The organism is Micromonospora sp. NPDC005172 (genome assembly GCF_040608555.1).
Classification (GTDB): domain Bacteria; phylum Actinomycetota; class Actinomycetes; order Mycobacteriales; family Micromonosporaceae; genus Micromonospora.
Map to the genome: position 1 here is coordinate 46,730 of NZ_JBEXIL010000020.1, position 26,840 is coordinate 73,569.

Consider the following 26,840-nt stretch of genomic DNA (forward strand, 5'->3'; position numbering starts at 1 on the left):
CGCCGGTCGATGCATTCCATCGACGGAGCGTGACCGTTCAGGCGCAGACGACCTGCACGCCGGCGGCCCGGAACGCCTCCACCACCTCGGGCGCGGCCCCGGAGTCGGTCACCAGCGTCTCGACCCGCTCGACCGGGCAGATCCGGGCGAAGGCGTGACCGCCCAACTTGGACGAGTCCGCGATGATCACGACCCGCTTCGCACGGGCCACCATCAGGTTGTTCATGGCCGCCTCCCCCTCGTGGTGGGCGGCGGCGCCGAGCTGCGGGTCGATCGCGTCCACGCCGAGCAGAGCGACGTCGAGGGTGACCTCACGCAGCAACGCGCCGCCCAGCGGGCCGACCAGCTCGAACGACTTCGGGCGCACCACGCCGCCGGCCACCACGACCTTCATCCGCGACCGCACGAGCAGCTCGTTGGCGATGTTCAGCGCGTTCGTCACGACGGTGAGCTGGGCACCTTCGGCGCTGGTGTTCAGGTCCGGCCGGACGGCGAGCGCCCGGGCCACCTCCGTGCTGGTGGTGCCGCCGTTCAGGCCGACCACGGTGCCGGGCGTGACCAGCGCCGCGGCGGCGGCCCCGATCCGCTGCTTCTCGGCCGAGTGCTTGGCCGTCTTGTAGCGCAGGGGCAGGTCGTACGACACGCCGTTGGCGACCGCGCCACCCCGGGTTCTGGTGATCATCTGCTGCTGGGCGAGCTGGTCGAAGTCGCGCCGGATGGTGGCCTGGGAGACGTCCAGCCGCTCGGCGGCCGCCTCGACGCTGACCCGACCGTTGTCGGTCAGCATCTCCAGCAGGGCGTTCCATCTGGCGTACCGGTCCACCTCGGCGACCCTCCCAGCAACTGCACGCTCGGTGATTGATTGCGTGCACACTAGTGCGCGAAACTGGGCGGGCGCAAAAGGCCGGTCTGCGCGATCGGCCGGCCGGTTGCCACGACCACCCCGGTTCGCGCAGAATAACGCGCGAAATATGGCCCTAACGAGCCGTATTGCGCAGACAGGTCGGCCCTGCGAGGAGTTACCGATGGCGTACGTGGACGCGGAGATCGCGAGCCAACCCGACTGCTGGCGGGAGGCCGCCTCGCTGTCCGCCGACGCTCCCCGACACCTGTCCCGGTCCGTGGTACTCGCATGAGCGACCGGGTGGTCGTGGCGCTGGACATCGGCGGCACCGGCATGAAGTGCGCCCTGGTCCGGCCGGACGGCGTCGCCGTACGCACCGAACGACACCCCACCGACGCCGCGCGCGGCCCGGCCGCCGTGGTCCACACCATCCTCGACGTCGCCGAGGGACTGGCCGCCAAGGCCCGCGCCGACGGCCTCACCCCGGTCGCGATCGGCGTCGCGGTCCCCGGGGTCGTGGACGAGGCACGCGGGGTCGCGGTGTGGTCGGCGAACGTGGGCTTCCGGGACGTACCGCTGCGGGACCTGGCGGTGCGGCGGCTCGGACTGCCCACCGCGCTCGGCCACGACGTACGCGTCGGTGGTCTCGCCGAGGCCCGGCTCGGCGCCGGACGCGGCGCCGACCACGTGCTCTTCGTGGCGATCGGTACCGGCATCGCCGCCGCGCACGTGGTCGACGGGGTGGCAGCCGTCGGTGCGCACGGCGCGGCCGGCGAGATCGGCCACATCATGGTCCGACCCGACGGCCCACGCTGCGGATGCGGGCGACCCGGCTGCCTGGAGGCGGTCGCCTCGGCGTCCGCGATCGGCCGGCGCTACACCGAACTGGCCGACGGCAGCCCCGACGCCCCGGCGACGGCGGCCGCCGTCGCGGAACGGGCCGCGGCCGGCGAACCACTCGCCGCCCAGGTCTGGCGAGCTGCCGTCGAGGCACTCGCCGACGGCCTCGCCACCGGGCAGGCGCTGTTCGACGTGACGACGATCGTGCTCGGCGGCGGTCTCGCCCAGGCGGGTGACCTGCTGCTCGTCCCCCTGCGGGCGGCCCTGCACGACCGGATGACCTTCCACCGGGAGCCGCGTCTCGTCGCGGCGGCCCTCGGCGACGAGGCGGGCTGCCTGGGCGCCGCTCTCCTCGCGCTGGACACCCTGACCGTGCTTGACCATCAGGAGGAACGATGACCGAACGGGTGAACGGCCGAGTGGTGACCCCGAACGGTGTCATCCGGCAGGGGTGCGTCGAGTGGGACGGCGAACGGATCACCGCCGTGGCCGAGTATCCGTCGGTCCGCGACGGGCACTGGATCCTGCCGGGCTTCGTCGACATGCACACGCACGGCGGCGGCGGGCACACCTTCACCACCGGGGACGCCGACCAGGCCCGGGCGGCGGCCGCCTTCCACCTGGGACACGGCACCACCACGCTGTTGGCCAGCCTGGTCAGCGCGCCCTTGGAGGTGATGCGCTCGGCCACCGAGGCGTTCGCCCCGCTCGTCGACGAGGGTGTGCTGGCGGGAATCCACTTCGAGGGCCCCTACCTCTCCGCCGACCGCTGCGGCGCGCAGAACCCCGAGTACCTGCGCGACCCGTCGACCGACGAGCTGGCCGAGCTGATCGAGCTGGGCCGCGGCGCGATCCGCATGGTCACCCTCGCCCCGGAGCGCGACGGAGCGCTGGAGGCGATCAAGCTGCTCACCGCGCAGCGCGTGGTGGCCGCCGTGGGCCACACCGACGCCACCTACGAGCAGACCCGGGCCGCGATCGCCGCCGGGGCGAGCGTGGGTACGCACCTGTTCAACGGCATGCGCCCGGTGCACCACCGTGAGCCGGGCCCGGTGGTGGCCCTGCTCGACGCGTCCACGGTGGTCTGCGAACTGGTCGCCGACGGCGTGCACCTGCACGACGGCATGCTGACCTTCACCACGACGACCGCCGGGCCCGACCGGGCCGCGCTGATCACCGACGCCATGGCCGCCGCCGGAATGGCCGACGGTGAGTACGAGTTGGGCGGTCAGGCCGTCACGGTGACCGACGGCGTGGCCCGGCTCGCCCGCGACGGCGCGATCGCCGGCAGCACGCTGACCATGGACGCGGCGCTCCGGCACGCGGTGCACGCCGGAATCCCGATGGCCGACGCCGCCCGGATGGCGGCGACCACCCCGGCCCGCGCGATCGGTCTGGGCGACCGGCTCGGTGCCCTCCAGGTCGGTCTCCGCTCCGACCTCGTCGTGCTCGACGACGAGCTGAACGTCGTGCGGGTGCTGCGCGCAGGCTCCTGGGTGGAGTGACGAAGCGGCAGTCGGCTCAGCCCAGGGCGGGGGCGTCGACGCCGAGGATGGCCTGTTCGTCGGGGCGGTGCACCAGCACGTCCGCCAGGTACGTCTGCACAGCGGGCGCCATCCCGACGTCCCGGCCGGCCCGCTCGGAGAGCAGCCACTTGTGCTCGATGATCTGCGCGAACAGCTCCTGCGGCTCCAACTTGCGACGCAGGTGCGCGGGCACGGCCCGGACCACCGGCTCGAAGACCTCGGTCAGCCAGCGGTGCGCCGCCTGCTGCTCGTCGGTCAGGTCGCTCTCCGCGCGGTAGGCGTCCAGGTCGTTGAGCAGCTTGCGGGCCTGGTTCTCCTCGGCGTCGAGGCCGGTCAGCCGCAGCAGCCGCCGGGTGTGGTAGCCGGCGTCGACGACCTTCGGCCGGACCAGGTAACGCCCGTCCTCGGCACTCGACATGGCCACCTCGGCCACGTCGAAACCCAGGTCGTTGAGGCGACGGATCCGGCCCTCGATGTCGTGCCGGGCCTCCCGCTCGATCGCCTGCTCATAGGTGATCTCGTGCCACAGCCGCTCGTAGCGCTGCACGACCTCCTCGCAGACCGCCTCCGGGTCGATGGACTCGTGCAGCAGGCCGGCGGCCTGCAGGTCCAGCGCCTCCCCGAAGATGTTCACCCGGGCGATCTCCAGGTCCTCGCCACGCTGACCGTTGGAGAGCGACTGGTGCAGCGCCCCCGTCTCGGCATCGACCAGGTAGGCGGCGAAGGCCCCCGCGTCCCGGCGGAACAGCGTGTTCGACAGCGAGCAGTCGCCCCAGAAGAAGCCGGTCAGGTGCATCCGCACGATCAGGGCGGCGAGCGCGTCGAGCAGCCGGCTCATCGTCTCCGGCCGCAGGGTGTGCGAGAAGAGCGCCCGGTACGGCAGCGAGAACTGGAGGTGCCGAGTGATCAGCACCGACTCGAGGGGTTCCCCGTCGTCGGTCTGCCGGTCCGCGACGACCGCCACCGCCTCGACCGAGGGAAAGTCGATCCGCTCCAGCGACCGGAGCAGGTCGTACTCCCGCTCGGCGATCCGCTCCCGGGTCTCCTTGAAGGCGTACACATAGTCGCCCAACCGGACGAACCGGACGATGTGTCGGGAGATGCCCTGCGGCAGGGCCACCAGATGCTGGGCAGGCCACTCCTCCAGCGGTGTCGACCAGGGCAGGTCGAGAAGCGCCGGGTCGACGAGGGCAGACGTGATCCGCACGGGGACAAGCATGACGCCTCGGCCCCCGCATCCGCCTCACATCGTGGCTGGGCCCACAGCGCCGCGGACCCCGGCCTCGCGCCGGGCCGGTAGCGTGGTCGCGTGCTCAAACCCACGGGTGTACGACGTGACCTGCGGCTACGGCCCGTCCGCCCGGCCGGCTGGTGGTTCGACGCCCTCCTGCTGGCCGGATTGGTGGGGTTGACGGTTGCCCTCGCCGCCGATCAACTCTTCGGATTGGACCGGGCGGTCGCCGACTGGGCCGACGGGCATCGACCGACGGTCGCCTACTGGGTGGCCTGGGTGTTCAACCACCTCGGCCAGGGCACCCCGCTGACCCTGATCGCCGCCGGGCTGGGTGTGCTGCTGGCAGTCCGGCTGCGTTCGATCCGGCCGATCCTGCCGCCGGTGGTCGGATTCATCCTGACCTACCTGACGATCGGTCCGCTCAAGGTGTGGACGGCCCGGGCGGCACCGAGCGCCAGCAGCAAGGAGCCGTTCCTGACGCCCGAGCAGACCCTGCCGCTGTTCCACGACGACCTGCCGGTGCGGTTCGCGCAGTCCTACCCGTCGGGGCACGTCGCCAACGCCATCGTCTGGTACGGCGTCATCGCACTGCTGCTCGCTCCGCTGGCCCGTAGCTTCGGCCGACACCTGCCGGCACGGCTCGTCACCGTGATCCGCATCGTGCCGCCGCTGGTGGTCCTCACCACCACGACCTACCTGGGCTGGCACTGGCTGACCGACTCGGTGGCCGGGCTGCTGCTGGGCCTGCTCCTGGACCGGCTGCTGCACCGGGTGCCGTGGGACGATCTGCCGCTCCCCGGTCGGTTACGCGAGTGGGACCGGCCGTTCACGTCGTACACCTAGGGTTCGGCTCGTGGATCGACTGGCACGGCGGCTGGGCGTACGCGATGCGGTCGTCATCGGGTTGGGCTCGATGCTCGGCGCGGGCGTCTTCGTGGTCTTCGCGCCCGCCGCGGCGGCGGCCGGCGGCGCGGGACTGCTGCCCGCGCTGCTGCTCGCCGGCTTCGTCGCCTTCTGCAACGCGACCAGCTCGGCGCGCCTGGCGGCTCGCTACCCGGAGTCCGGCGGCACCTACGTCTACGGCCGGGAACGCCTCGGACCGCTGGCGGGATTCGTCGCCGGTTGGGGATTCGTGGTCGGCAAGACGGCGAGCTGCGCGGCGATGGCGCTGACCATCGGGGCGTACCTGTGGCCGGGGCAAGCCCGGCTGGTCGCCGTCGGCGCGGTGCTCGCGGTCACCGCCGTGAACCTGCGCGGCATCGGTAAGACGGCCACCGCCACGAAGGCGCTGGTCGCGCTGGTACTCGCCGTGCTGGCCCTCGTCGCGGTCGTCGGTCTGGTCGGCGGGCCGGTGCACCTGGACCGGCTGGCCGACCCCGGCGGCTCCGCGCGGGGTGTGCTCACCGCCGCCGGGCTGCTGTTCTTCGCCTTCGCCGGGTACGCGCGGATCGCCACGCTCGGCGAGGAGGTCCGCGACCCGGAGCGGACCATCCCGCGCGCGGTGCCGCTGGCGCTCGGGGCGGTGCTCGCGATCTACCTGGCGCTGGCCGTGATCACGCTCGGCGTGCTCGGTGCCGACCGGCTGGCCGCGTCCGCAGCGCCCCTGGTCGACGTGGTGACCGCCGCCGGATTGCCGGGTCTGGCCTGGGTGGTCCGCGCCGGGGCGACCGTCGCCGTCGTCGGGGTGCTGCTCTCCCTGGTCGCCGGGGTCGGCAGGACCACGCTCGCCATGGCCCGCCGACGCGACCTGCCCGGCGCGCTGGCCGCCGTACACCCCGTGCACCGGGTGCCGCACCGCGCGGAGCTGGCCGTCGCCGCCGTGGTGATCGCGGTGGTGCTGCTCGGCGACGTGCGGCAGGCGATCGGCTTCTCGAGCTGCACGGTGCTGGTCTACTACGCGATCACCAACGCGGCGGCGCTCACGTTGGGGCGGGACCGGGGGCGACGGCTACCGGTGCAGGTGCTCGCCGGGCTCGGGCTGGTCGGCTGCCTGCTGCTCGCGCTCAACCTGCCGCTGGGCAGCGTCGTCGCCGGTTTCGGCGTACTCGCCGCCGGGGCCGTGTGGCACGGCCTGCGGCAGCGGGATCGCTGAGAGGTCCGTCGCGCGCGGCACCGGGCTGGTCGCCGCGGGCGGGGCGCACTGGCGGGTCAGCCAGTCCAACCCGCGTCGGCGGGCGACAACCGTCAGCCGGTCGCCCGCGAAGATCACCTGTCGCGGGTCGAGGTCCTTCCACCAGATCGTCTTTGCCCCGCCGGTCGGAGTCCGGGCGATCAGCCGGACCTGCCCGTCCCGGTTCACCGTGTCCAGCGGCCGACCGTCCAGCTCGGAACCGGCGGCGACCGGCACCTCGGCGACCGGAAGCGCGTGCCGGTCGACCGGGATGGTGGTGATGACCGCGCGTTCGGTGAGCGCGCCGATGAAGGCTGGCGCGGCCAGATAGGAGACCGAGCGGGACACCCCGAGAGCGAAGCTCTCCTCCACCCGCTCGGCGAAGTCGCCGTCGAAGAGCCGCAGCACCACCCGCAGGTCGTCGCGGAGGTCACGGGCCGCCAACGCCGCCTCCAGGTTGGCGACGTCGTCGGTGGACGCCACCACCAGCGCCTGACAGTTCGCGACCGACGCGGCGGCCAGGGTCTCGGGCAGCGCGGCGTCACCAATGACCAGGGGCACCTCCAACTGCCGGGCCAGGGTCGCTCCGCGCGGCGCCGGGTCCTTGTCGATCGCCACGACCTCGACGTCGTACTCGCGCAGCTGGGCCATGACCCGCGTGCCGACGTTGCCGAGGCCGATCACCACGACGTGCCCGGCGCGAGCCGGTTGCAGCAGACCGGTGTGCAGGGCGAGCCGGGCGTTGACGATGCCGTCCACGACCACAGCGGTGATCAGCGGGATCAGTGCGAGCCCCGCCAGGTTGAGCACCACCTGCATGATCTGGGCGTCGGCGGCCTTGCCGGTGTCCGGGTCGGCGCCGCTGAGCGTGGTGACGAGCGTCAGGTACAGCGCCTCCAACGGCGAGACGTCCTCGGCGCGGGAGATCAGCGCGCCCAGCACCGCGATCACCGCGAGCACCACCATCACCGCGATGCCAATCTTGCGGGTGGCGAAGCCGCGTAGGGCCCGCAGCAGCACCGCGACCGGACGTCGTCGGCGTCGGGCCCGGACCAGCCGCCGCGCGGCGACCTCGGTGCCCGGCGGCTGACCGGTCGCCTCGGCGAGCACCAGGTCCGCGCCGGCCTGCTCGGTAGGCAACAGCTCCATCCCCTGCTGCCCGTCGGGGCGGGCCAGCGCGCACACCACGTCCTGCGCCCGGACGTCGGCACGGCGCGCCACCCGCAACGTCTTGTCCCGGTGTTGGAAGGAACTGGGGTCGACCTCGCCGAGTGCGGCGGCCACGAACGCCGGGGCCGCCATCTCGGCGTCGGAGAGCACCTCGACGGGTGCCTTGATCAGCTTGCGGACGCCGTCGGCGAGGGTGCCGTTGAACATCCGCAGCACCTGGCGGACCCGCTGGTCGACGGCCTGGGCACAGAGCGCGGCGTACAGGTTGCCCACGTCGTCCTGGTGCAGCAGGGCCAACCCGGTCGCGCCGGCCAGCCCGGCCGCCTCGAAGGTCGCCACGTCCAGGCGCTCCGAGCGGATCACGCGGACACCGCGCAGGCCGGCCACGTCCGGACCGGTGCTGCGGTAGCGCTCCGGCACCACGACGGTCACCCGTGCGCCGCCGACGGGAAGGTCGGATTCGAGCATCGCGCGGGCCACGTAGTAGGCGAGGGCGTCCCGGCCGCAGATCACGTAGTGCGGTCGCGGGTCGCCGGCGGAGCGGAGCCGCCAGTTCCACTCGACCGCCCGTCGCGCCCGGTCCCGCCACGGCTCCGCCATGCCCGGATCGTAACCAGCACGAACACCCCGGGCGACCCCGCCCGGTTCGTCCCCGGGCAGGCATGGCGACCCGGGCGGTGGGTAGAGCACTGCCATGCAGACCTTCCTCCCGTACCCGGACTTTCTGGCCAGCGCCCGCGTGCTGGACCAGAAGCGGCTGGGCAAGCAGCGGGTGGAGGCCATCCAGGTGCTGCGCGGGCTCACCTGGCCGGGGTACGGCTGGCGCAACCACCCTGCGGTGAAGATGTGGGCCGGGTACGAGGAGGCGTTGACCCGCTACGGGCTGGACATGTGCGCGGTCTGGACCGAGCCGGGCCGGGCCGACACCTGCGCCACGACGCTGACCGTCGACCTCGCCGCCGCGTGCGGGGCAGGTGTCGTACGTACGCAGGACGAGCTGGCCCAGGCGGGTGACCTGCCGCCCTGGCTCGGCCGCGACGACCTGCACCTGAGCCACCGATCGTCCCTGCTCCGCAAGGACCCGACGCACTACGGCCCGATCTTCGGCGTCGACACACCGGACGACCTGGAGTACGTCTGGCCCGCGTCCGACCGGGCGCGGCGCTGCCTGCCGTAGGAGACTGGCGGCAGACGAGGGAGGTACCCGTGGCGCTGTCGCGTGTGGTGGGTCGGCTCATCGGCGTACGCCAGCACCTGGTGGACCCGGGCGGTGCTGGCGCCGACCGCGTGCCGCAACCGGTCACGGCGGTCGTGGTCGGCGGTGGGATCGCCGGCATGTCGGCGGCGGTGGTGCTCGCCGAGCGCGGCGTGGACGTGACGGTGCTGGAGGCGGCACCGACCGTCGGCGGACGGCTGGGCGCCTGGCCCGAGGCCCTGCCCGACGGGGAACAGCAGAACGAGCACGGCTTCCACGCGTTCTTTCGGCAGTACTACAACTGGCGGTCCATCCTCCGCCGCGTCGAGCCCGACCTGGGCTTTCTCAAGCCGATCCCGGGCTATCCGATCCTGAGCGCCGAGTGGCCGACCGAGGAGTTCGGCAGGCTGCCTCCCGCGCCCCCGGCGAACCTGCTGGCGCTGCTGCTGCGCAGTCCCAGCCTGCGCCTGGCCGACCTGCGGTCGATGGACCGGGACGCGGCGCTGCCGCTGCTCACCTACGACCCGGTGCGCACCTACGCGGAGCTGGACGACACCACCGCCGACGAGTTGCTGGCCTCGCTGCGGCTGCCGGATCGGGCGCGGGCGATGCTGTTCGAGGTCTTCTCGCACTCGTTCTTCAACCACGAGGCGGAGATGTCGGCCGCCGAGATGGTCGCCCAGTTCCACTTCTACCTGCTCGGCAACCCGGAGGGGCTGGCCTTTGACTGCCCCGACGAGGATTACGCGACGGCGATCTGGCAGCCGCTGACCGGGCATGTGGAGAAGCACGGCGGTCGCGTGCTCACCCGCTCGGGCGTGACCGGGGTGCACCGCGACGGCGACGGCTGGCGGGTGACGACCACCGACGGCAGTGACCACCGGGCGGCCCACGTGGTGCTGGCCGTCGATCCGCCCGCGCTCGCCGCGCTGGTGGCGACCTCCCCCGACCTGGTCGCGCGGGCACCGGGGCTGGCGGCGCGGATGCCCAGCTTCGGCACGCCGGGCCCGCCGTACGCGGTGGCACGGTACTGGTGCGACGGTGACGTCGCCGCCGACCGGGCGGTGTTCAGCGGGGTGTCCCGGCAGCCCACACTGGACTCGGTGACGTTGTACCACCGGCTGGAGAACGAGTCGCGGCGCTGGGCGCGCCGCACCGGCGGTTCGGTCGTCGAGCTGCACGCGTACGCCTGCGAGCCCGGTGTGCCCGCCGAGGAGTTGGCCGAGCGGATGCGCCGCGAGCTGGTGCCACTCTGGCCGGAGGCGGCTGACCTGCGGGTCCGGGAGCTGCGTGCCCGGGTGGAGGCGCAGGCGCCGGCGTTCACGCCGGGCAGCCACGCCTGGCGTCCCGGGGTCCGCACCGAGGCTCCCGGTGTCTATCTGGCCGGCGACGGGATCGCGACGGACTTCCCGACCGCCCTGATGGAACGGTCCGCGTCGACCGGGATCATCGCGGCGAACCACATCCTGCGCGAACAGGGCGTCGCGGGCGAGCCGGTGCGCTCGGTCCGCCCGCGGGGCCTGTTGGCGGGGCGAGGCACCCCAAACCGACAAAAAGCCACATAAGCGACGGTACGCTGCCGTACGCTCGGTTGATCATCCGTCGATCGACCGGGCGGGAGGGCAGCGGCGATGTCACCCCTGCACCGCGCTGGCGCGGCGGACGCACGAGCCGAGGCGACCGCGCGGGACGACGCGTACCCGCTGATCCGTGACGAGCGCGCCTGCGTCGTCACCGCGCTGCGACTGGGCTGGTGGATGGCGGACGCCTACCACCAGGGACAGCACGCCGAGCCCGCCCCGGCGACCCCGGTCCACCCGCCGGCCAAGCTCTCCAACCTGACCGAGATGTCGCTCCCGCGCCGGATGCGGATGTACCTGGACGGCGTCGACGTCGCGCTGGCCCAGATCTCGGCCCTCACCCGGCACAGCGGCTCGTTGCCCGACACGTCCGCCGCCCGCACCCACCTGCCCGACCTGGACCGTATGCCCGACCCGGACCGGCTGCCCGACCTGGAACAGCCCGGTCTGATCGACACCGAACCGCTGCTGCTCGCCCTCGACGACCTCAACGTGGACGTGCTGCGCTGGGCGATGGCCACCAACCTCCGGGTCGGGCTGGCCTACCGGCTGGGCCGGTCGCTGGCCGACACGGTTCGCCCCGGCGACGCCGCCCAACTGCTGCGCCGCTTCGACGGCCGGCAGATCCAGATCAGCCGGTGGCTGGACGAGTTGGCCAGCGTGCTTCCCCCGTACTCGGCCGCGGTGGTACGCCGCTCGCTGGCCGCGTGGGCGGTCGCCGTCGAACGGGCGGGTCGAGGTGATCCGGCGGAACCGGAGCCCGCCGAGCTGAGCCGCGAACTGCGCAACCAGGGCGACCTCTGGCGCGGCGTGCTTACCGGCGGACTGCACCCGCGCGACCTGCTCGACGAGGAGGACTACGCGGTGGTCGCCCGAAACCTGATCATCCGGGACCGGCGGCTGGTGGCCCAGGCCGCCCGGGGCATCTTCTGGCCGGTGCTGGTGCCGTTGCTGGTGGTGCTCTTCGCGCTGGTCGGGGTCAGTGCCGCCGCGGCGGCCGGCTCACCGACCACGCGGGCCGCCGTCGCCCTCCTCGGCCTGGGTGCCGGGCTGGCCGCCATCTGGCGCTCGGTCTCCGGACCTGCGCTGGCGGTCGCCAGCGAGATCAACCGGCCGCTGCTGGACAGCGAACTCACCGCCCGGATGGCACTGCGGCTGGACCGCCCGTTGACCACCGCCCGCAGCGCGGCCGGGGTCGCTCCCCAAACCCGGCGGCAGCGTCGTCCCGAGGAGCCGGGCGGCCGATCGAAATACGTTGCCCCCCGCTCCCGTGCGGACCTACCGTGATCGCGCAAGGTCAACCACCACCGCGGGAGCAGATCATGACGATGTCGCACGTCACCACCGTGCCGTCGTCGCTGCTGCGCGGCCGCGGTCGCCTTGTGGAAGGTCCCCGGCCGGGCCGGCCCGACTGACGCGTACCCGTACGCGCCGAGCCGCCCGTCCGAACGCCGGACCGGGCGGCTCTTTGCTGTCCGTCGCCACTGTCGAAAGGAGTCCCGGTGGACGCCGTCCTCGTCGTCAACGCCGACCTCGGCCCGCTGCACCGGGTCACCGTCCAACACGCCGTACGGATGCTCTGCCGACGGGTGGCCGAGATCCACGAGGCGGAGCCGGATCGGCTGATCGGGGTCTTCCCGCTGCCCCGGGTGGTGCGGCTGGTCCGCTATGTCGTCACCCGGTGGCGGTTCAACTCCGGACCGGCCTGGTCCCGGGCCGGAGTGCTGCGCCGCGACGAGCGCTGCTGCGCGTACTGCGATGGTCCGGCGTCGACCATCGACCACATCCTGCCGCGTTCCCGAGGTGGCCGGAACACGTGGCGCAACACCACCGCCGCCTGCTACGGCTGCAACCAGCGCAAGGGCGACCGGACCCCGGCCGAGGCGGGCATGCCGCTGCGCCGGGAGCCGGTGACCCCGGGCTGGTCGGCGCTCGCCGGGCGGTGATCGACCGGCCGGCGGGAACGGGGGGCCGCGTCCGGGGGTACACCCCGGCGCGGCACCCGCCGGCCCCCAGGTCAGGTGGCGCGCTCACTGACCTTCGGCTTCGGCCGCCCGGCGGCGCAGTGGACGCGGATCTCGCTGGTGTGCTCGGGTGAGGTCAACTCCACCCTGACCTGCTTCGCCGGCCCCGCGTCGTACGGCGTCACCCGGTAACCCGACGCGGGGTTGACCGTGAGCAGTTCGGCCGAACCCCCGACACAGCGGACGGTGACCGTTCCGCCCTGGGCTCGCACCGTGAGCCCCGGGGATTCGGCGGGCGTTGACGCGTCCGTGGGCGCGACAGTCGGCGCGAGGGTCGGCGGCGGCTGACCCGGGGCCGACGGCCGGCCCGGGCCCGCTCCGGGGCCAGGTCGGGGAGCGGCCGACGTAGCAGGGGCGGTCGGGTCGGCGGGCGGACGCACAGTGGACGGTTCGGGCTGCGCGACGGTCTCCGGCAGGCCCACCGTGGTGGTGCCGCCCGTGCCGATCCCGGTTCGCGGGTTCGTCCCGTCGTGCCGCCGCGTGCCGTAGTCGCCGAGCGAACCAGCCACCGCTACCGCGGCGATCACCGCACCGCCGACCACCAGCGCCACCCGTCGGCGACGCCAGGACCGTCGCTGGGGAGCGCCGGAAGCAGCCCGGTTCACGCCGTCAGCCGTCGGGGCCGCCACGCCGCCACCAACTTCCGGGTCCTCACCCGCTGCGGCCTTACGCTCCGGGTCCTCACCCGCGGCCCCATCCGCCCCGGCCTCACCAGCGCCAACCTCACCAGCTCCGGCCGAGGGGGCAGCGGGCGAGCCGGTGGCGGCCGACCTGTCCCCGCCGGACGGCCCGGAAGCAGCGGTCGCACCGGAGGCAGCGGTCGACCCGGCAGCGGCGGTCTCGCCGGCCAGCCCGGAGACGACCGTGAGCAGGATGCGGGCCACTTCGGCGGCCGGGGGCCGGTCGTCGGGGTTGCGAGCCAGACACCAGTGGTAGAGCCGGTGGACCTCTGCGGGCACCCGGTCGATCTCGGGTAGCGGGTCCGGATCGACGTGCACGTGGGCACGGAGCATTCCGGTCTGCGTCTCGGCAGCCCACGGCAGTCGGCCGGTGAGCGTCCGGTGCAGGAGCAGGCCGAGCGCGTACACGTCGGAGGCCGGCAGGACCTCGCCGGCCGCCAGTCGCTCCGGGGCGAGGTACGCGGGCGTACCGAGCAGCCGGCCGTCGAAGTCGATCTCGGAGTCACCGGCGGCCGCCGCGATACCGAAGTCGAGCACCTTCGCGCCGGTGGGGGTGAGCATCACGTTGCTCGGCTTCACGTCCCGGTGCACCAGCCCCTGCGCGTGCGCTGCCTCGATGGCGGATGCCACCTCGGCACAGACCCGCAGCGCGGCGCGGGGCGGCAGCGGGCCGGCGGCCAGCCGTCGTTCGAGGGTGTCGCCGTTGAGCAGTTCCAGCACCACGAACGGCACCTGGGCACCGTCCAGAAGCGACTCGCCGAAGTCGTAGACGTTCGTCACGTGCGGGTGCGACAACCGGGCCGCCGCCTTGGCCTCGGCCCGGATTCGCTGCCGGGCGTTGGGGTCCGAGGCGACGAGCACCTTCACCGCCACGTCCCGTTCGAGCACCTCGTCGTACGCCCGGTACACCGCCGACATGCCGCCGCTGCCGAGACGCTCCAGGAGCCGGTAGCGGCCCGCAAGCAACTGATCACGCTGCACGACGGACAGCCTGCCGTACGACCCGGGGCGGGCACCACGCGGGATCGAGGTTTCGCAATGGGTGGAACCCGACCGGGGCGTGGCCGGCCCGGCAGGCGAGGCCCCCGAGTACCTGAGCACGCCCTTTGCTCTGCTTCAACGGAGGCGACACCCACGACCCGTGGCTGTTGCCTCCGCTGAAGCAGAGCAAAGGGAGCGAAGGCAGGTGGCGGGCGCTACCGGGCGGAGCCGGCACCGGGGCCCAGCGCGGCGGATCCACCTCAGCGACGCCTCGGCCGCAGACGGCGACGACGGGCGTGGGCGACCAGCGTCAGCGCTCGCTCGGCGCCTGCCAGGCGAAGCGGGGAGCACGGCGCTCCGCCATGGCCGCCACGCCCTCCCGGGCCTCGCCGCTGTCCGCGACCTTCCGGTGCCACCAGGCGATCCGCGCCGGTCCGGCCCGGTCGTCGACGATCTCCTTGGCGGCGGCGACGCTCAGCGGTGACCGCTGGGCGATCGTGGCGGTGAGGTCGTCCACCCGCCCGGCGAGACGGTCGCCCGGCAGGACCTCGTCGACCAGGCCGATCCGTAGGGCGCGCTCGGCGTCGATCAGCTCGGCGGTGAAGAGCAGGTGCTTCGCCGCGGACGGGCCGACCAGTCGCGCCAGCCGGCGCGTCGTCGGCGCAGGGTAGACCAGGCCGAGCCGGGCCGGGGGTACGCCGAACCGGGCGTCGTCCGAGGCGATCCGCAGGTCACAGGCGACCGCGAGCTGCGCGCCGCCCCCGACGCAGGCACCCCGGATCGCCGCGATGGTTGGCTTGGCGAAGCTTGCCAGCCGCTCCTCGGCGGCCACCGCGATGCTGGTGTCGCCGGCCTCCAGCAGCTCGGCCAGATCACCGAGGTCGGCACCGGCGCAGAAGGCGTCGCCCGCGCCGGTGAGCACCAGGGCCCGCACGTCGGGGTCGGGTTCCAGCCGGTCGAGCAGTTCGGGGAGTTGCCGCCACATGGCCGCCGTCATCGCGTTCCGGCGAGCCGGGTTGTGGATCACGACCGTCGCCACCGGTCCGGCCACCGCGACAGTCAACTCCGCGTCCGACACGCAAGCCCCCTCTTCCCACGCCAACCGCCCAAGACTGCCAGACCCGGCGACCACCGTTGCGGTGGCCGCCGGGTCCGGGCGTTGGTCAGGTCAGGAGACGTTGACCGCCGTGTCGTCGACCACGAAGGACGTCTGGAGCGAGGAGTCCTCGGTGCCGGTGAACTTCAGGGTGACGGTCTGGCCGGCGTACCCGGCCAGGGAGAAGGACTTCTGGCTGTAGCCGGAGGCCTTGTTCAGGTTCGAGTACGTCGCCAGCGTGGCCAGCACCGTCCCGCCCGAGTTGAGCACCTGCACGTTGAGCTTGTCGTACGCCGTGCTGGTGGTGGTCTCGGCCGAGTCGATGTGCAGCCAGAAGCTGACCGTGTACGACGAGCAGCCCGTCGGGAGCGCCACCGACTGGGCGAGCGTGTCGGTGTGGGTGCTGCCGTACCCGTTCAGCCACGCCTTGTACGACCCGCCGTGGGCCGCCTGGCCGCTGGAGTTGGTGATGACCCCGGAGCTGGCCGTCCAGCCGGTCGCGCCCGACTCGAAGCCCGGGTTGGCCAGCTTCTGGCCCGAGGAGGTGCAGCCGCCGCCGGTGCCGTTCACGGTCAGCGTGTAGGTGGCGCTGCGGGTGACCGCGCCCGCGCCGTTCACGGTGATCGAGTAGGTGCCCGGTGAGGTGCTCGCGGAGGTGCTGATGGTGAGGGTCGACGAGCCGCCCGAGGTCACCGAGGCGGGGCTGAACGCGGCGCTCGCGCCGCTGGGTAGGCCGGACGCGGAGAACGTCACGGTCTGCGCCGAACCACTCGTGGTGGCGGTCGACACGGTGGTGGAGACCGCGCTGCCCGGGTTCACCGAGCCGGCGGTCGGCGACAGCGACACGGAGAAGTCGTTGCCGGTGGAGCAGGTCCCGTCGTTGCCGGCCACGTTCACCGCCGTCCAGGCGGCCTGCACGGCCTTGTACTCGGTCGAGCAGCTGCCGTACAGGTCGGTGGCCGCCCGCAGGCTGTAGGCGCGGGCGGTGTTCGCCGGGTTGCTGGTGTTGACGTACGACGTGTTGCTGGTGAAGTAGACGTCCAGGGCCCGGTACCAGATCTTCTCGGCCTTGGCGCGGCCGATGCCGGTCACCGCGGGAGCCGAGCCGCAGACCGGCGAGGTGCCGTACGACGTGGCGCCGGTGCCCTCGGCGAGGTTGAAGTAGAAGTGGTTGCCGACGCCGGAGGAGTAGTGCACGTCCTTGTTCTTCGTGCTGGTGGACCAGCAGGAGTCGGACGAGCCATCCAGCGACGGGTTGTACATGTAGCGCAACGGCGTGTTGTTGCCGTTGATGTTGATCTTCTCACCGACCTGGTAGTCGCCCGGGTCGCTCGGCGCGGCGGCGTAGAACTCCACCATGTTGCCGAAGATGTCGCTGGTGGACTCGTTCAGGCCACCGGACTCGCCGGAGTAGACCAGCCCGGCCAGCGCCTCGGTGACACCGTGGCTCATCTCGTGCCCGGCCACGTCCAACGCGACCAGCGGGCGGGAGTTGCCCGAGCCGTCGCCGTAGGTCATCTGGGCGCCGTCCCAGAAGGCGTTGACGTAGTTGTTGCCGTAGTGGACCCGGCTCGGCACACCACTGCCGTTGCCGAAGATGCCGTTACGCGCGTGCACGTTCTTGAAGTAGTCGAACGTCTTGGCGGCGCCGAAGTGCGCGTCGACGCCGGCCGACTGCCGGTTCGAGTTGGCACCGGTGCCCCACGCGTTGTCGGCGTCGGTGAACGTGGTGCAGGACGACGTGCCGTTGTTCATGTCGCAGGTACGGCCGTTGCCGCGTACCGGGTCGATCATCTGGTACGTGCTGCCGGAGAGCGTCGTGTCGATGCTGACCGTGCCGGTGTAGATGCCCTGGCCGCTGCCGGTGACCGATTCGATCTCGTCATACGACCCGACGGTCGCGCCGGAGGTGGCGTCCGTGATCACGTGCAGTCGCGACGGTGTCTGCCCGTCCGGCTGCCAGCCGCTGACGACCGTCTCCCACGCGAGTCGGCCCTTGCCAGAAGTGGCGTCGACGAACAGTTCCGGACTGCCCACGGCCTCGGCCGTGCCGGTGAACCCGGCGCGGGCCGTCTTCTTCGCCGCGTCGGCGCTGACCCGTGGCGCGGTGAGGAGGGTCAGTGGTGCGGCGAGTCCGACCGAACTGCCGGCGTAGGTGCCGTTCGGCGCGGTGTGGATGACGAAGTCACCGCCGTACACCCGCAGCCCCTGGTAGGTGCGGGAGTAGCGGGTGTGCGCCGCGCCGGAGGCGTCCACCCGGGTGCTGAGCACCTGGTAGGACTCGGCGCTCGAACCCTGGACGGCGCCGGGGTTCGCTCGCAGGACGGTTGCCGCCCGGGCCGCGGCGGAGGCGTCCGGCGCGGGAGCGGGCGGTGGGGCGGCCTGCGCCGCGGTGGCGACGCAGGTCAGCAGGCCGCTGGTGAGCAGCGCTGCGCTGACGGCCGCGATGGGTCGTTTCACGTGCCCTCCTGGAAGGAGTAAGGGTGTGACGGGGGTAGTCACGCATGTAGATATAGCTATGCATTGAAGAAAAGAAAAGTCTTGGACCGCTCCCAGACATTGAGACTGGCCGAACGGATGAGGGCCTTGACAGGGGAACCAACGCAGGCATCGGCACGTCCGACGGACATGAGACCCGCCTCGACGACCGGCGTCACGATCGCGCTCCTGGCCGCCCTCCTGGCCGGCTGCACCGGCACCGACCGGGCCGGCAGCGCCGCTGACCAACCATCGGCCACCGGCACCCCGCCGCCAACGACCGCGACACCGACCAGCACCACGCCAACCGGCACCGTGCCAACCGGCACCGCGCCGACCGGGCCCGTGCCGCCTGGACCGGGTGCCACAGATGCGGCGGCCGGGCGCGTGACGCTGTTCCGCTCGGGCGGCTTCGCCGGACGCGGCGACAACATCACCATCGAAGCGGACGGCCGGTGGACGGTGGTGGACCGGGCCGGTGGCCGTCGTACCGGAAAACTCGACGCCGCCGACCTCGGCCGGCTCCGCGGCCTGGCCGCCGATGCCCGGCTGACGACCGAGGCCCGCCGCACGGCCACCACGTCAAGCTGCGCGGACGCGTTCAGCTACCGCCTGACCGTCGGCGGTGTCGAGACGGGGTACGTCGACTGCCCCGCCGACCCCGGACCTCCCCCGGCCACCCGGGCGATCGTCGAGCTGCTGCTACGGGTCACCGCCTGACCGGCAGTCACACGAGGTAGTCCGGGGGGAGGCCGGTGCCGCGCAGCTCGTGGGGCAGGTGCGCCACGTCGTTGACGGCGATCAGGTTCGGCGGCCCGGCCACGCCGTACCGGATGACGGTCAACCCCGCGTTGTGGTGGTTCAAGCCCAGCCACCGCCGCTCCGGCGCGTCGAGGGCGTGCCGGACCAGCCAGGCGATCAGGAAGGTGTGCGTCACCACCAGCTCCCGGACCAGCTCCCCCTCGGCCACCACGCCATCGGGGGCGACCGGTCCGGTGAAGCGCCGCACGGCGTCCGCCGTCACGCGCGGCCCGTCGGCACGCTCGGCCGCCGTGAATCCGGCCAGGAACTCGGCGTACGCCGACGGCAGGCCGGTCGGGTCCGTGTCGTGCGGGAGGTGGTCACCGGCCAGCTCGGAGGCGTACACCGGAACGCCGGGCAGTGCCTCGGCGACCACCTCGGCGGTCTGCGCGGCCCGGCGCAGCGGCCCGTGGTGGACGGCCGCGAACGACCGGCCCCGCAGGCGCTCGGCGAGCAGCGCCGCCTGCCGACGGCCGCGCTCGGACAGGCCGGTGTCCGGCTCGGTCGAACCCGTGTCGGCGTGCCCGGTGAGGTCCTGCTCGCCGTGTCGGGTCAGGTACAGGAGCCGCGTGCGCATGCCGTACACCCCAACACACCGGAGGGCGCGGTGCTGGCCCGCGCCCTCCGATTATCTGATCTTGTGGCTACGCCCGGGGGAACATCTGGCCGATACGGATCTTGTTGCCGAACGGGTCCCGGATGCCGAAGTCGATCCCGTACGGACGCTCGGTCGGCTCGTCGGTGATCTCGACGCCCTTCGCCACCAGGTCCTCGTGGGTCTTGTGGGCGTCGTCGGTGGTCATGAAGAGGTACCCGCCCAGGGCACCCTTGGTGAGCAACTCCCGCACCTGCTCGGCCGTCCCCGGGTCCAGCGCCGGCGGGCCGGGCTTCTCCAACAGGATCTCGCGCTCCGGGTCGCCCGGCAGGTTGACCGTCAGCCAGCGCATGAAGCCGAGATCCTGATCGGTGTTGACCTCCATGCCGAGCTTGTTGACGTAGAAGTCAAGCGCCTCGTCCTGGTCGAGCACGTAGATCTGGGAGCGGCTGATCGCGTTCATCGTCATGCCAACGACCCTAGAGGGCGGCCTTGACCTGCTGCTTATCCAAAACTGCTGGGACGCGTCCACGCCTTGGTGAAACAGGACGGCACATCGCCGGCAGCCTCGCGGCGACGTCGGAAATCCGAGGGCGACTCCCCCACGATCTGCCGGAAAGTCCGACTGAACGTGCCCAGACTGCCGAACCCGACCGCGTAGCAGATGTCCGTCACGTCCCGGCCGGTCTCCACCAACAGCGTCATCGCCCGCTCGACCCGACGGCGTTGCAGATATCGGTGCGGCGTCTCACCGAAGGTCGCCCGGAACGTCCGGATGAAGTGCGCCTCGGAGACGTGCGCGATCCGGGCCAGCGCCGGGATGTCCAGCGGTTCGGCGTACGCACGGTCCATCGCGTCGCGGGCGCGCAGCATCGCCCGGTTCGACTCCTCCACGGCCCGACTCACCGCGGACCGCCCGGCGGCACCCACGGGCGGGCCAGCAACTGCGCATCGCGTACGACGGGTAAGTAGGCGCGGTTGTCCTGGAGGCTGCCGGCGATCGCGCCGAGCGGGCTCATGCGACTCCTCGATCGTCGGTGGTACCCGAACTATAGGAGTGGCCGACCATCGATGGCCCAAGCCGACAGCGCCGCTGGCGGGCAGATGTCGGTGCGCCTGGAGCCGAGCTTCGAAGGAGATCGAAGAGCGATAGCGCACGGTGACCAGAAGTTGACACATAGAATAGCTCCGCCGCGTTACTCTCGTTGCATACCGGAAGGTTCGAGAGTTTTGGGAGGTTTGACCTCGGGAGTGCCTCCTACGATACTGCTGTCCGTAATCCTTGTATCGCGTTCAGCAACAGCAGTAGCCCGGGGATGGATGCATGCCAAGGCGGTCGGGAAGATCACTAGATGTCCCAGACAGCGCGCAATTGACCCAGTGCGGGAAGGGGCCGTTCGATTCCCCCACCCGATTCAGGGATCGGCCGCGCGCAGAGATCAACGAGCCAGACGTGTCACTGCTCTGGGACGGGTAGGTGTTGACGAAGCACGAAAGATCGTCGACAAGCCAAGAAGTTCTCTGACTGCTTCACTGAACCGCACGGAGGAGGTGGTACTCGTGAGTAGCTACGGACCTGCGCCCGAGCTTGGGAAACTCGCTTGGGCACCACTACCTACCGTCGAAGCCGTTGAGATCATCGATCGATACAACGGAGTGCCGACCCTCGGGGTTGCTCGAGCACAGGGCGAGACCTGCCTCTTCTGGCGAATACTCTCCGACGATGAGCATGTCTCGGTATGGCTCTACGTACCGCTGACGAACCCCGACGAAGAGCATCTCAACGCGGACGACGACTCGGACTATCTCGACACCATCGTCGTCAAGTCCTCACGACCTCGGTACACGACAATGGGCGTTGCTTACGACAACCGCCTCGTGTTCGAACGTGAGTGGCAGCTTCCCGCCGACTTGAGCGCCGACGACGCCGCTCTCGCCTGTCTGGAGTTCTGCGCGGAGGCGATGCGGGTAGCTCTTGCCCAGAAGCCGCCACTGCCCGCAACTCGCAGGCGAATCGCGCAAAAGGCATCGGAGGCTGTCAAGCACTTGGCGACCTGCTAGGCGCCAAACGCCGCTTCGGCCAAGCTAGTTGAGCTCCGTAGGTCTCCTGCGGAGCTCGTTCCTTTGACGATCGCCGCTGTCATCGCTGAAGACCACACTCCACTGGACGAGCGGCTTCCTTGCTCTTGTGACCGATAGTCTCCGCTCCATGGTCCTGTTGGCTGGGCGCACTCGACGCCGCCTGCTCTTGGCGCTCCTGTCAGTGGCCTGCGTGCTGCTGTGCTGCGGAGTCTTCACCTGGCAGGGTGAGATGCACCAACGACAGGACCGGAGCAAGGCCACGTCCGCCCTGACCACGTACCTAAAGCGGGTGCAGGCCGCCGATTACGGCGCGGCCTACCAGCAGCTCTGCTCGGACGTCGTACCGGAGTACGCCGAGTCGGACTACGCCGCGTTCCTTCGCGAGCAGCGCCCGTTCGTGTCGTTCTCCATCGGCGAGCCGGCGGAGTCCACCGGCATCGACGGCACTTACCTGACCTTCCCGGTCACCCTGGCCTACCCCGACGAAACGACCGGCGTCGTGCGGCTGGCCGTGGGCTTGGAGACGGGCGGCCCCAAGGTGTGTGATGGCTTTGAGTGGCTGAGGTGACCCCACCACTCCGGGCGGGACGGCTGCGCATACCTGTCAATCACCGCGCTCCCGGTCCTGCGGTCCGGGGAAGCGCCTGAGTGGATATGGAGCCCCCGGCCGGGATCGAACCGGCGACATCTCGCTTACAAGGCGAGTGCTCTGGCCAGCTGAGCTACAGGGGCGCGTGTGTCGAGGCCAGCATAGCGACTGACGTCCGGATATCCCGCTCGCGAGGCCTCCCGAGCACGGGAAACGTCAACAACCCGACGCCCGACGTCCCACCACGACGCCGATTGATGCCCGCCCGTGCCCGACTGCCCGTAATGCGTGGTCGTTGGATCACTTCCGAGGGTCCCTCGTCTTGGCAGCGCGGGGAAAGCCGTTTACGGTGCAGTCACACGGACGACAGCCCGGCCGCCCCCGCGGTCGACCCGCCGTCCGCTGACCGGCACGGGTTCGTGCCGGTCGCTCCTTCACTCGGATCGTCCGGCACGTTCCTGCCGGTGAAAGGAAGCGCACCACCATGGCTACGGTCACCTATTCCAAGGCGTCCCGGATCTACCCGGGCACCGAGCGTCCCGCCGTCAACGAGCTGAACCTCGAGATCGGCGACGGTGAGTTCCTCGTCCTCGTCGGCCCGTCGGGTTGCGGCAAGTCCACCAGCCTGCGGATGCTCGCCGGGCTGGAGGACGTCGACGCCGGCTCGATCTACATCGACCAGCGCGACGTCACCCACCTTCCCCCGAAGGCCCGCGACATCGCGATGGTCTTCCAGAACTACGCCCTCTACCCGCACATGACGGTGTACGAGAACATGGCGTTCGCCCTGAAGCTGCGCAAGACCTCCAAGTCGGAGATCGACCGGCGAGTCAAGGAGGCGGCCGCGCTGCTCCAACTCGAGGAGTACCTCAGCCGCAAGCCGAAGGCGCTCTCCGGTGGTCAGCGTCAGCGTGTCGCGATGGGCCGGGCGATCGTCCGCGAGCCGCAGGTCTTCCTCATGGACGAGCCGCTGTCGAACCTCGACGCCAAGCTCCGTGTGCAGACCCGTACGCAGATCGCGTCCCTCCAGGCCAAGCTGGGCGTCACCACCGTCTACGTGACGCACGACCAGGTCGAGGCCATGACCATGGGTCACCGGGTCGCCGTGCTGCTCGACGGTGTCCTCCAGCAGGTCGACACGCCGCGGGCGCTCTACGACACCCCGGCCAACGTGTTCGTCGCCGGCTTCATGGGCTCCCCGGCCATGAACATCAAGACCGTCCCGCTGCACGAGCAGGGCGCCGAGTTCGCCGAGCTGCGCATCCCGCTGACCCGCGAGCAGGTCGAGGCGGCCCGCGCCGAAGGTGGCGACGGCAAGGTCACCGTGGGCTTCCGCCCGGAGGACTGCGAGCTGGTCAGCCCGACCGAGGGCGGCATGCCGGTCGTGGTCGAGCTGGTCGAGGACCTCGGTTCGGACGCCAACGTCTACGGCCACGCCGCGCTGGGTGGCAACTCGGAGCGCTTCGTCGTCCGTACCGACCGGCGCAGCATGCCGAACATGGGTGACACCGTGTTCGTCAAGCCGGTCGCCGGTCGCAGCCACGTCTTCCACGCCGCCACCGGCAGCCGGATCTGACGTAACGCCGTACACGCGAGGGGCGGTCCGCTTCGGTGGGCCGCCCCTTTCGTCGTACCCGGGATGGGTCCTCACCCTCGGGAGCCAGCGCGAGGGTGGCTCCCGAGGGTGACGCGGCGGGGCGTGCCGCGCCCATAGCGTTCGCGGCAAATCGAGCCCGAGGAGTCGCCGTGTCCGCCACCGCCACCGCTCAACCGACGTCCCGTTCCCGGCCGTACCGGCTCGCCCGCCGGGCCGGTCGTAGCCTGGCCTACTGCGCGACGCTGACGCCGGTCGCGCTGTTCACGCTGGTGAAAGCCCCGACGGGTGGGCGCGATGCCGCTGTGGAGCGGTGGCGCGCCCTGCGCACCGGCCTGCTCGCCGCGCCCCCGGCAGGCGCGCCCGGCCGGCGACCCGGCACGCTCGCGGTACTGGGCCACGCGCTGCTCAGCCTGCTGCTCGGCCTTGTGGCGCTGCTGCCCCTCGGGGTCGAGGTGTTGATGGTGCTGCGCGGCGTCCTGTACGGCCTGGTCGATCCCGGCCCGTACGACCACTCGTGGGGTGGCCCGAGCCGGGGCGGCGCGTGGCTCGCGCACTTCCTCGTCGGGCTGCCACTGGCGGCCGGCGGGCTGGCCGCGCTGATCGGCATCGCCGCCGTGCACCAACGACTGACCCGACGCCTCGACGGGGAGCGGAGTCCGGCCTGGCTGCTGCCGACCACGTTGCTGATCGCGGCGGCCGGGGCGGTGCTCTTCGTCGCCTGGACCCACCAGATCTGACGACGAGGGCCTGTTTCATAAGGGCGGTCGAGCCGAGGCGGAGTCCGGGCGGCGAGTTCTTATGAAACAGGCCCTGCCCCCCTCCCGGTTCGGGAAGGGGGCTTCGTCGACGTCGTTACAGCTCGACCGAGCGGCGGCGGGCGACCTCGGCCAGGGTGACCGCGGCGGCCACACTGGCGTTGAGCGACTCCACCTCGGAGATCATCGGGATGCTGACGGTCAGGTCGCAGGTCTCCCCGACCAGCCGGGACAGCCCGCGCCCCTCGGAGCCGACGACCACCACCAGCGGACCGACGGCGGCCTCCAGGTCGTACAGGTCGGTGTCGCCGTCGGCGTCCAGGCCGACCACCATGAAGCCCGCGTCCCGGCACGCCTTCAACGACCGGGTCAGGTTGGTGACCTGGGCCACCGGCACGCGCGCGGCCGCGCCGGCGCTGGTCCGCCAGGCGGTCGCGGTGATCCCGGCGGCCCGTCGCTCGGGTACGAAGACACCCTGCGCGCCGAACGCGGCGGCCGAACGGATCACCGCGCCCAGGTTGCGCGGGTCGGTGACCCCGTCGAGCGCGACCAGCAGCGGCGCCTGCTGCTCCAGCGACGCGGCGACCAGGTCCTCGAACAGCTCGTACGCGAACGGCGGCACCTGCAACCCGACGCCCTGGTGCAACACCCCACCGGTCATCCGGTCCAGCTCGGCGCGACTGATCTCCAGGTTGGCGATACCCCGGTCGGCGGCCGTACGGATGATCTCGTTGATCCGGTCGTCCATGTCGATGCCCTGGGCCGTGTAGAGCGCCGTCGCCGGCACCTGGGCGCGCAGCGCCTCCAGCACCGGGTTACGCCCGACCAACAGCTCCGGGGTGTCCTTGGACGGGTTGGACTTGCGCCCGGGCGCAACCCGCGGACCGCTGCGGCCGACGGGCGCACCGCCCCGGCCCGCGGCACCACGACCGGTGGCCCGCCCGGCCGGTACGCCCCGACCGCCGCCCCTGCCCCAGGTGGTGTCCTTGCTGCCCGGCTGGCCGATCTTCGGGGCACGCCCCTCCTCGGCCGCCGCCCGGCGCTCCTTGTCCTGCTTCCAGGCGGTGCGCTGGGGCAGCTTCTCGGTGCCCGAGTAACCCTTGTGCCAGGGTCGCTCGTCGGCGGGCAGAGTGCGCCCCCGACCGGCGAGGGAGTCCTTGTTCTTGCCGCCGGTGCCCTTGGGGGCGCCCGCCTTCGGCGTCAAACGCCGGCCACGGCGCTGCGAGTTGCCGGCCATCAGTCCTGCTCTCCAATAGTCCAACGGGGGCCCTGGGGGGTGTCCTCGACCACCACGCCGGCCAGCTTGAGCTGGTCACGCACGGCGTCGGCGGCGGTCCAGTCCTTGCGGCCCCGGGCCTGCGCGCGCTGCTCCAGGGCCAGCGCGATCAGGGAGTCCACCACGGCACGCAGATCGTCCGAGCGATCGCCGCCGGTCCACGCCTCGTCGAGGGGGTCGATGCCGAGGATATCCAGCATCGCCCGTACCGTGGCCAGGGTGGTGCGGACGGTCACATCGTCGCCGGTGCCCAGCGCGGTGTTCCCGTCCCGAAGGTGCTGTTGCAGCACGGCCAACGCGGCGGACGTGTTGAGGTCGTCGTCCATGGCCGCGACGAAGCCGGCCGGCAGCTCGCCGAGCTGCCCGGCGCCCACCCGCTCGGCGGCCCGCTGCACGAACCCCTCGATCCGCCGGTACGCGGTGGCCGCGTCGCGCAGCGAGTCCTCCGAGTAGTCGATCACCGAGCGGTAGTGCGCGGCGGCGTAGTAGTAGCGCAGCTCCACCGGCCGCACACCCAGCGAGTCCACGTACGCGAGGTCCAGGGCGTTACCCGCCGACTTGCCCATCTTGGCCCCACCGATGCTGAGCAGGCCGTGGTGCACCCAGTAGCGGGCGAACGGCAGCCCGGCAGCCTTGGACTGGGCGATCTCGTTCTCGTGGTGCGGGAACGTCAGATCCAGACCACCGCCGTGAATGTCGAACTCGGGGCCCAGGTAACGCCAGCACATCGCCGAGCACTCGATGTGCCAACCCGGACGGCCCAGCCCCCACGGCGACGGCCAGTACGCGTCCGCCGGCTCCTCCGGCTTGGCGCCCTTCCACAGCGCGAAGTCGCGCGGGTCCCGCTTGCCCCGGTCCGGCGCGTCGCCGGCCGACTGCATCGCGTCCGGGCTCTGACCCGACAGCGATCCGTACGCCGGCCAGGACGCCACGTCGAAGTAGACGTCGCCGGAGCCATCGGTGGCGGAGTACGCGTGCCCGTCCGCGATCAACTTCGTGATCAGCTCGTGCATCTCCGGGATGTGCCCCGTCGCGCGCGGCTCGTAGGTGGGTGGGAGCACGTTCAACGCCCGGTACGACGCGGCGAGCTTCAACTCGTTGGCGTACGCGATCGACCAGAACGGTCGACCCTGCTCCCCCGCCTTGACGAGAATCTTGTCGTCGATGTCGGTCAGGTTGCGGATGAACGTGACCTCGTAGCCAGCGGCCAGCAACCATCGGCGCAGCACGTCGTAGTTGACGCCCGAGCGAAGATGGCCGATGTGCGGCGGCGCCTGGAGGGTGAGACCACACAGGTAGACCCCCACCTTGCCGGCTTCCCGCGGGACGAAGTCCCGCACCGATCGGGTGGCGGTGTCATACAGGCGTAGCGTCACCGTACAAGGGT

General features: G+C 71.7%; 23 protein-coding genes, 1 tRNA gene and 1 pseudogene. 13 read left to right on the plus strand and 12 right to left on the minus strand.

What is annotated here, in order from left to right:
- Window positions 1-37 precede the first annotated feature (37 nt).
- Window positions 38-823: a DeoR/GlpR family DNA-binding transcription regulator gene (locus ABZV06_RS16305; protein WP_088987368.1), complete on the minus strand. Its 786-nt coding sequence runs from the start codon at window positions 821-823 to the stop codon at window positions 38-40.
- A gap of 309 nt (window positions 824-1,132) precedes the next feature.
- Here ABZV06_RS16305 and ABZV06_RS16310 point away from each other — a divergent pair, with 309 nt between their 5' ends.
- Entirely contained in the window at window positions 1,133-2,083 is a 951-nt protein-coding gene (locus ABZV06_RS16310; RefSeq protein ID WP_355622140.1) for an ROK family protein, read from the plus strand.
- Window positions 2,080-3,189: an N-acetylglucosamine-6-phosphate deacetylase gene (nagA, locus tag ABZV06_RS16315; protein WP_355242390.1), complete on the plus strand. Its 1,110-nt coding sequence runs from the start codon at window positions 2,080-2,082 to the stop codon at window positions 3,187-3,189. The genes ABZV06_RS16310 and nagA overlap by 4 nt, the downstream gene beginning before the upstream one ends.
- A 16-nt stretch (window positions 3,190-3,205) precedes the next feature.
- On the opposite strand, the gene ABZV06_RS16320 is transcribed toward nagA, so the two are convergent.
- Window positions 3,206-4,429 (minus strand): DUF4032 domain-containing protein, encoded by a 1,224-nt coding sequence (locus ABZV06_RS16320; protein WP_355242388.1) that lies wholly within the window; start codon window positions 4,427-4,429, stop codon window positions 3,206-3,208.
- Window positions 4,430-4,549: 120 nt separating this feature from the next.
- On the opposite strand from ABZV06_RS16320, the gene ABZV06_RS16325 reads away from it, so the two are divergent.
- Both ABZV06_RS16325 and ABZV06_RS16330 read left to right on the plus strand, forming a co-directional pair.
- Window positions 4,550-5,287 (plus strand): phosphatase PAP2 family protein, encoded by a 738-nt coding sequence (locus ABZV06_RS16325; protein ID WP_355622212.1) that lies wholly within the window; start codon window positions 4,550-4,552, stop codon window positions 5,285-5,287.
- Window positions 5,288-5,297: 10 nt separating this feature from the next.
- A complete protein-coding gene (locus ABZV06_RS16330; protein ID WP_355622143.1) occupies window positions 5,298-6,536 on the plus strand; it encodes an APC family permease in 1,239 nt (412 codons plus the stop codon).
- A gap of 441 nt (window positions 6,537-6,977) precedes the next feature.
- Here ABZV06_RS16330 and ABZV06_RS16335 read toward each other — a convergent pair.
- A pseudogene (locus ABZV06_RS16335) lies at window positions 6,978-8,507 on the minus strand (NAD-binding protein); the annotation flags it as partial.
- On the opposite strand from ABZV06_RS16335, the gene ABZV06_RS16340 reads away from it, so the two are divergent.
- The 4 genes from ABZV06_RS16340 (at window position 8,419) to ABZV06_RS16355 (ending at window position 12,445) form a co-directional block, all read left to right on the plus strand.
- Window positions 8,419-8,901, plus strand: a complete 483-nt coding sequence (locus ABZV06_RS16340; protein ID WP_355242378.1) for an MSMEG_6728 family protein — start codon at window positions 8,419-8,421, stop codon at window positions 8,899-8,901. The pseudogene ABZV06_RS16335 and the gene ABZV06_RS16340 overlap by 89 nt on opposite strands.
- A 29-nt stretch (window positions 8,902-8,930) precedes the next feature.
- Window positions 8,931-10,484, plus strand: coding sequence for an FAD-dependent oxidoreductase (locus ABZV06_RS16345; protein ID WP_355622146.1), 1,554 nt, complete (start codon window positions 8,931-8,933; stop codon window positions 10,482-10,484).
- A 66-nt stretch (window positions 10,485-10,550) separates the two neighbouring features.
- The gene (locus ABZV06_RS16350; protein WP_355242372.1) at window positions 10,551-11,786 is read left to right on the plus strand and encodes a hypothetical protein; all 1,236 of its coding nucleotides are present in this window, start codon (window positions 10,551-10,553) and stop codon (window positions 11,784-11,786) included.
- Between the two features lie 215 nt (window positions 11,787-12,001).
- On the plus strand, window positions 12,002-12,445 hold the full coding sequence (locus tag ABZV06_RS16355; RefSeq protein WP_355242369.1) for an HNH endonuclease: 444 nt from the start codon (window positions 12,002-12,004) through the stop codon (window positions 12,443-12,445).
- A gap of 71 nt (window positions 12,446-12,516) precedes the next feature.
- On the opposite strand, the gene ABZV06_RS16360 is transcribed toward ABZV06_RS16355, so the two are convergent.
- From ABZV06_RS16360 to ABZV06_RS16370, 3 genes are all read right to left on the minus strand, one after another.
- Window positions 12,517-14,184: a serine/threonine-protein kinase gene (locus tag ABZV06_RS16360; RefSeq protein WP_355622149.1), complete on the minus strand. Its 1,668-nt coding sequence runs from the start codon at window positions 14,182-14,184 to the stop codon at window positions 12,517-12,519.
- 310 nt (window positions 14,185-14,494) lie between these two features.
- Window positions 14,495-15,262 (minus strand): enoyl-CoA hydratase/isomerase family protein, encoded by a 768-nt coding sequence (locus tag ABZV06_RS16365; RefSeq protein ID WP_355622152.1) that lies wholly within the window; start codon window positions 15,260-15,262, stop codon window positions 14,495-14,497.
- 90 nt (window positions 15,263-15,352) lie between these two features.
- On the minus strand, window positions 15,353-17,740 hold the full coding sequence (locus ABZV06_RS16370) for a M4 family metallopeptidase (RefSeq protein ID WP_355622155.1): 2,388 nt from the start codon (window positions 17,738-17,740) through the stop codon (window positions 15,353-15,355).
- A 168-nt stretch (window positions 17,741-17,908) separates the two neighbouring features.
- On the opposite strand from ABZV06_RS16370, the gene ABZV06_RS16375 reads away from it, so the two are divergent.
- Entirely contained in the window at window positions 17,909-18,478 is a 570-nt protein-coding gene (locus ABZV06_RS16375) for a hypothetical protein (RefSeq protein WP_355238318.1), read from the plus strand.
- Between the two features lie 7 nt (window positions 18,479-18,485).
- On the opposite strand, the gene ABZV06_RS16380 is transcribed toward ABZV06_RS16375, so the two are convergent.
- The 3 genes from ABZV06_RS16380 to ABZV06_RS16390 all read right to left on the minus strand — a co-directional run bounded on the left by ABZV06_RS16380 (window position 18,486) and on the right by ABZV06_RS16390 (window position 20,060).
- The gene (locus tag ABZV06_RS16380) at window positions 18,486-19,136 is read right to left on the minus strand and encodes a histidine phosphatase family protein (RefSeq protein ID WP_355238321.1); all 651 of its coding nucleotides are present in this window, start codon (window positions 19,134-19,136) and stop codon (window positions 18,486-18,488) included.
- A gap of 67 nt (window positions 19,137-19,203) precedes the next feature.
- Window positions 19,204-19,623, minus strand: a complete 420-nt coding sequence (locus ABZV06_RS16385) for a VOC family protein (RefSeq protein WP_355238324.1) — start codon at window positions 19,621-19,623, stop codon at window positions 19,204-19,206.
- A 35-nt stretch (window positions 19,624-19,658) separates the two neighbouring features.
- Complete coding sequence (locus tag ABZV06_RS16390; protein WP_355622158.1) at window positions 19,659-20,060, minus strand: AraC family transcriptional regulator; 402 nt, start codon at window positions 20,058-20,060, stop codon at window positions 19,659-19,661.
- Window positions 20,061-20,714: 654 nt separating this feature from the next.
- Between ABZV06_RS16390 and ABZV06_RS16395 the strand changes: the two genes are divergently transcribed.
- Window positions 20,715-21,215 carry an Hsp20/alpha crystallin family protein gene (locus tag ABZV06_RS16395; protein WP_355622161.1) on the plus strand — a complete coding sequence of 167 codons (501 nt, stop codon included), beginning with the start codon at window positions 20,715-20,717 and terminating at the stop codon, window positions 21,213-21,215.
- Between the two features lie 148 nt (window positions 21,216-21,363).
- Window positions 21,364-21,804 carry a hypothetical protein gene (locus ABZV06_RS16400; RefSeq protein WP_355238332.1) on the plus strand — a complete coding sequence of 147 codons (441 nt, stop codon included), beginning with the start codon at window positions 21,364-21,366 and terminating at the stop codon, window positions 21,802-21,804.
- A gap of 87 nt (window positions 21,805-21,891) precedes the next feature.
- On the opposite strand, the gene ABZV06_RS16405 is transcribed toward ABZV06_RS16400, so the two are convergent.
- Window positions 21,892-21,968, minus strand: a tRNA-Thr gene (locus ABZV06_RS16405).
- Between the two features lie 341 nt (window positions 21,969-22,309).
- On the opposite strand from ABZV06_RS16405, the gene ugpC reads away from it, so the two are divergent.
- Window positions 22,310-23,401: a sn-glycerol-3-phosphate ABC transporter ATP-binding protein UgpC gene (gene ugpC, locus ABZV06_RS16410; protein WP_355238334.1), complete on the plus strand. Its 1,092-nt coding sequence runs from the start codon at window positions 22,310-22,312 to the stop codon at window positions 23,399-23,401.
- Window positions 23,402-23,571: 170 nt separating this feature from the next.
- Window positions 23,572-24,159 carry a hypothetical protein gene (locus tag ABZV06_RS16415; RefSeq protein ID WP_355622164.1) on the plus strand — a complete coding sequence of 196 codons (588 nt, stop codon included), beginning with the start codon at window positions 23,572-23,574 and terminating at the stop codon, window positions 24,157-24,159.
- A gap of 115 nt (window positions 24,160-24,274) precedes the next feature.
- Here the strand turns inward: ABZV06_RS16415 and rlmB are convergent, their stop codons facing one another.
- Both rlmB and cysS read right to left on the minus strand, forming a co-directional pair.
- The gene (gene rlmB / locus ABZV06_RS16420) at window positions 24,275-25,414 is read right to left on the minus strand and encodes a 23S rRNA (guanosine(2251)-2'-O)-methyltransferase RlmB (RefSeq protein WP_355238340.1); all 1,140 of its coding nucleotides are present in this window, start codon (window positions 25,412-25,414) and stop codon (window positions 24,275-24,277) included.
- Window positions 25,414-26,829, minus strand: a complete 1,416-nt coding sequence (gene cysS / locus ABZV06_RS16425) for a cysteine--tRNA ligase (protein ID WP_355622167.1) — start codon at window positions 26,827-26,829, stop codon at window positions 25,414-25,416. The genes rlmB and cysS overlap by 1 nt, the downstream gene beginning before the upstream one ends.
- Between the last annotated feature and the right edge of the window lie 11 nt (window positions 26,830-26,840).